This is a genomic window from Vibrio sp. V01_P9A10T6, assembly GCF_963877065.1.
GTDB classification, from domain to species: Bacteria; Pseudomonadota; Gammaproteobacteria; order Enterobacterales; family Vibrionaceae; genus Vibrio; species Vibrio anguillarum.
The window spans coordinates 1-3,996 of record NZ_CAWNTB010000095.1 but is presented as its reverse complement, the minus strand read 5'-3'; the positions used below and the strand labels follow the sequence as shown (position 1 = coordinate 3,996).

Below are 3,996 nucleotides of genomic sequence, written 5' to 3'. Positions count from 1 at the left end.
AAATAAGAAGGTCTAAACTCATGAACCTAAATTTTGTTCATAAGTTAACAAACCAAAGTACAAATAACGTACAAATCTACTTAATTAAGTTCATGAATTTGATTTGCTAAAAATGTGACATTGTTCACAAACTAATTGTAGATACATTATTCAAATCACCTTCTTTTTCTCAAATACCAACCAAAATTGCTGCACTGAACTTAAGTAGGGGTCTGTTAGAACAGCGTGTTGGAGTTAGTTTACTTTACCTACTCGAAGATGGTTCAAAGATAGTAAGAATCCCGACGATCACTTCATCAAAAACTCATTTCCGCAGTCATTACCCATTGAATTTATTTGTATGCATTCCAATGTTATTATACGTGTTGCATTTTTAAAGAAATAGGTGTGCTATGCGTTTTGAACAAAATCTTACTGGCAAAATACTTGATCCCATTCATGGAATAATTCGACTTACCGAGCTTGAACTAGCATTCATTGATCATCCATTATTTCAGAGACTTAGGAATATAAAACAAAATACATTCCTCTATAAAGTGTTTCCTTCCGCTATGCATAGCCGTTTCGAGCATTCGCTAGGCGTGATGCATTTGTCATATGAAATTCTTAACAACATGGGAGTGAATGCACATCGCTATGAAAAAAAATACAAAGACAACTTAATTTATACTGGTCTTACTGAATTACCTGTCCATGTTGTTCAAGAGTTACGATTAGCAGCGTTGTTGCACGACCTCGGTCACGGCCCTATGTCCCACCAGTTTGATTCATTCATGTTTTCCAAAGAAGATTTCCAAGAATTTTTTGGCAGTGACTTTCCCGAGATTGCAGCACTTATAAAAGACGGAAAAAGCGTAGAGCATGAGCATATTTCACTCTTATTTATTAAGGCGATTTACGGAAGCTTGACAAAAGAACAACAAAGCGAAGTAAACATTGATAATGTTCTCGCAATCATTGAAAAGGACTTCAAGAGTGACAATGTTTGCTTGGACATAGAGACGGAGCACGGGAGCTTAAACATACTGCCTCTTTTGACTTCAATAATTTCTTCATGCCCTATTGATGCAGACCGAATGGACTATCTTCTAAGAGATAGTTACTTTTCAGGTGTGAAATGTGGGATATATGATCACAATAGACTTTTTATGTCCATGGTTCCCGTTCAGTGGAATGGTGGTATTTACCTAGCTTATAAAGAAAGTGGCCTAGACTCAATCGTTGAGTTTATTAACGCTAGAGCGAACCTGTTTGGGCAGGTCTATTATCACAAAACCAATCGTTCTTTTTCGTCCATGCTAAGTAAGGTATGTAACTTAGCAAAACAAGCTAGCCCAGATGTAGATCTATTCGATTTCACTCTGCCTTCAGATGCTGAAAAAACATCCTATTTAGAGCAAATTCAAGATTTCTATGAAAACAATTCAGATGATTATTTTTTAAACGAACAGTTAGCCGTAGCTATTCAAGGAAATGATGTTGCTACGGAAGTTAATAACGACATAGTGCATCGCAAGCCATGGGATAAAGTCTATGAATCAAAGTTATTTCCCGAATGCCTAAGTATAACAGACGTTATCAACCAAAAGACGATCGACGACTTAAAGTTAGCAATCAATCATATGATCATAGTTCAAGGTATTGATGGCAAGCGATTTACGATTGATGTAATGACTGACAATGCCTTCAAAGATATCGCAAAGACGGAGATTAAGCTGCTGGAAAAACAGCTTGATGGAAAGTATTCAATCAAAGCGTTTAAGGACTCAAATGAGAAGCTGTCAAGATATCAGTCTATAAAGTGCTTTATAAGGATATTCGCCCATCACTCTATTTCTGAGAGATTTGATATGGATCTTGTAGGTCAAATAGAAAAGTGCAAGGTTGAATTTTTGCAACAACATAGTCTGGTTTACTCAGATTCTAATCGCAACTAGCCTCTTGATTAGAAGCCAAGCGGTTAGTTTCCGCTTGGTTTTTCGTTCTGAAACAGAATAAAAACCGTATTTACCTCATGAGGTTATAGCGGATCCGTTGCGTATCAAGTATCCTATAGAATCTTACATTCACATTTGTTAGTCCTGTTTTTAGGACTATCTTACACACTAACGAACTAACATGATTATATACACAAAAGGTGACTTGTTTGCTGATGATGCTGAAGCGCTTGTCAATACTGTAAATACAGTAGGGGTCATGGGTAAAGGTCTTGCTTATCAGTTCAAAGAACGCTTTCCAGATAACTTCAAAGTTTATAGAGATGCTTGTAAAAATGAAGAATTGTCAGTAGGCAAGGTTTTGTTAGTAGAAAATGTGGCTAAAGGCTCTCCTCGATATATTATCAACTTTCCAACCAAGGCGCACTGGCGCGGTAAATCCAAAATAGAGTACATCGAGAATGGTCTAGATGATTTAGTTAAAGTTGTTTTGGACAAGGGAATTAAGTCCGTGGCTATCCCTGCCCTTGGTAGTGGATTAGGAGGACTACCATGGAGCCAAGTTGAAAGGAAAATCCATGAAAAGTTGTCCTCGTTGAATGATATTGAATGGAGGATCTATGCTCCAAATGATGCGCCTCGGAAGGAAAGAAGCCTCAACCTAACAACAGGTAGGGCAACGCTCATTTTGGCATTGAAAAAGTATCTGTCGTCATCACACAAAAAGCAAATGTCGGAACTTGAGGTTCAGTGTTTACTTTATATCCTACATTGCAATGGTGTTAAGCTAAACAAGATAGAATTTAGTGAGTTCAGACAAGGGCCATATTCACCAGTCTTGAGTACTGCGATCAAAAAAATGGATGGTGACTTTCTTTATATCTCTGGAATTAATAAGCCTCTTGATAATACGATAATTACACTAGAGCCTACAGTGACATCCAAAGCTGAGCGCATGTTGCGAGAGAGTGATTCTAACGGCAAAAGTATTTCAAATGTTATCAATCTTATTGCTGGCTATGAGTCTAAAGACGGGATGGTAATTCTGGCATCAACTTTATGGGCAGCCAAAACAATGATGAGCGATAATGGAGAAGTCAGTGAAGAATCTCTTGTGGAAGATGTAATATCTTTAACATCAACACAAACTAGCGCTTCCGCAACATTAATCAAATCGGCATATCAACGTTTGGTTGAAGAAGGGCTTTTTTATTAAGCCCTCATCAAAAATTTTTTACAAATGGTTAGATAACTAGCCAGTAAACATATAAGTATTTAATTTTACCCAGCCCTCAATACCAACATCGCGTAACATAGCTTCAACAGTCTGTTTGTCTTCTACTGACTTCACAAAGATTTGCTGAAAATCGTTTGCGGGGACTACCTTAGGTGAAAGGCATTCCGCCATACATACACTTTTGCCTTCACGCGTAGTGTAATCTCGCTTGTCCATTGTATCCCAATCAATAGCTTCGATACCTTTTGCATAATCTAGTAGTTTAAACTCTCCGTTTAAAGGATGCTTTGCAGATATGCTCCAATTATTTTTCTCGGCATGTGCACGAGAAATAGCAATTAAAACAAAGGTTTCTTTAGGGTGATCCTTTTGCACACGACCATCAAAAGGGTTATTGGCAAAAAAGTGGAAAGGTACCATAGCATCCAAACCATGTTTCGCACGGCCAGTTAGTATTTCTTTGTCAGCCACATCGACAACTGGCTTCCTTTGTTTTCTTGGAAGTAACCCTTCTTTCAAAATACTAGGAAGGTTTTGGATTGAAGTTATATGATACAACTGTTTGCCATTTTTATAGTCTCGAACAGACATGTTTTTAGTCCTTATTATTTAGATGGTTACTAAACTATACCACCAGAATAATTGGTTTCACAGCATCAAGTTTCACTACATTTTCGTAAGGCTTTAAGCATATGAAGTTAAGTCACAAGCGCTTAGTGTTCGATGTGTGCTTTTAAATCTATTGAGGTTGATATTGTCATGTAGTGGCATAGTGAATTTGGTCACTTAGTTAGAGGTGATATCATCACCTCATAAGTTAAT

The 3,996-nt window shown here is 37.3% G+C and carries 3 protein-coding genes; 2 read left to right on the top strand and 1 reads right to left on the bottom strand.

What is annotated here, in order from left to right:
* The first annotated feature begins 392 nt into the window (after positions 1–392).
* Both AACQ21_RS05060 and darG read left to right on the top strand, forming a co-directional pair.
* Positions 393–1,937 (top strand): HD domain-containing protein, encoded by a 1,545-nt coding sequence (locus AACQ21_RS05060; RefSeq protein ID WP_031854528.1) that lies wholly within the window; start codon positions 393–395, stop codon positions 1,935–1,937.
* 181 nt (positions 1,938–2,118) lie between these two features.
* Positions 2,119–3,153 (top strand): type II toxin-antitoxin system antitoxin DNA ADP-ribosyl glycohydrolase DarG, encoded by a 1,035-nt coding sequence (gene darG, locus AACQ21_RS05055; RefSeq protein WP_089204842.1) that lies wholly within the window; start codon positions 2,119–2,121, stop codon positions 3,151–3,153.
* A 36-nt stretch (positions 3,154–3,189) separates the two neighbouring features.
* Here darG and AACQ21_RS05050 read toward each other — a convergent pair whose 3' ends face one another.
* The gene (locus AACQ21_RS05050) at positions 3,190–3,765 is read right to left on the bottom strand and encodes a DarT ssDNA thymidine ADP-ribosyltransferase family protein (protein ID WP_105976781.1); all 576 of its coding nucleotides are present in this window, start codon (positions 3,763–3,765) and stop codon (positions 3,190–3,192) included.
* Positions 3,766–3,996 lie beyond the last annotated feature (231 nt).